This window comes from Streptomyces justiciae (assembly GCF_015163075.1).
In the GTDB taxonomy this organism is placed as follows: domain Bacteria; phylum Actinomycetota; class Actinomycetes; order Streptomycetales; family Streptomycetaceae; genus Streptomyces; species Streptomyces justiciae.
Genome location: NZ_JADDXU010000049.1, coordinates 1 through 1,111, shown reverse-complemented (window position 1 = coordinate 1,111; position 1,111 = coordinate 1). Strand labels below are relative to the sequence as shown.

General features: G+C 68.6%; 1 protein-coding gene. It reads left to right on the top strand.

Annotated elements, in window-relative coordinates:
- Nucleotides 1-123: 123 nt before the first annotated feature.
- Nucleotides 124-1,111 (top strand): IS481 family transposase (locus IQ210_RS46955; protein WP_194085402.1); only part of this gene is annotated, 988 nt, incomplete at its 3' end.

Sequence of the window (1,111 nt, the reverse complement as noted above, 5' to 3'; positions counted from 1 at the left end):
TGTACTGCCCAGGCAGGTTGGTCGAGTTTGTGCTCTGACATCGTCTGAGTCAGATGACGGGTGAAGGCCTCCGGTTGTGGAGTGGAGCTGTCGAGGAACCGCTCCGCCAACCAGGAGGCCTTCGTGTCTCACGCTAACGCTGCTTTGACGCCTCGTGCCCGTCTGCGCCTGGCGCGTCTGATTGTCGATGACGGGTGGCCCATCGCTCGTGCGGCCGAGCGCTATGACGTGTCCTGGCCCACCGCCAAGCGGTGGGCCGATCGATACGCCGAATCCGGTCCGGCCGCCATGTGCGACCGGTCCTCACGGCCGCACCGCAGCCCGGCCCGGACCCCACAGCCGCAGGTCCGCCGGATCGTGCATCTGCGCTGGAAACAACGGCTGGGCCCGGTCCAGATCGCCGGTCGGCTGGGCATGCCCGCCTCGACCGTCCACGCGGTCCTGACCCGGTGCCGGATCAACCGGCTGTCCCACATCGACCGCGTCACCGGCGAGCCCGTCCGCCGCTACGAACACGACCATCCCGGCGCGATGCTCCACATCGACGTCAAGAAGCTCGGGAACGTCCCTGACGGCGGCGGCTGGCGTTACGTCGGACGCGTCCAGGGCCGCAGGAACCGTGCCGCAACACCGGACAAGCCCCGCAACAAGTACCGCGGACCGCTGCTGGGGACCGCGTTCGTCCACACAGTCGTCGACGACCACTCCCGCGTCGCCTACGCCGAGATCTGCGATGACGAAACGGCCGCCACCGCCGTCGATGTCCTGCACCGCGCCGTCAACTGGTTCGCCGCCCGCGGGGTGAGCATCGAGCGGGTCCTCACCGATAACGGCTCGGCCTACCGCTCCCGGCACTGGTCCCGGGCCTGCGACGAACTCGGGATCACACCGAAGAAGACGCGGCCCTACCGGCCGCAGACGAACGGCAAGGTCGAGCGCTTCCACCGCACCCTGGCCGACGGCTGGGCCCTGGGACGCTTCTACGCCAGCGAATCAGCCCGCCGCAAAGCCCTGCCGGCCTGGCTCCATCACTACAATCACCACCGCCCCCACACCGCAACCGGCGGCAAACCACCCATCACCAGGTTGACCAACGTCCCCGGGCAGTACA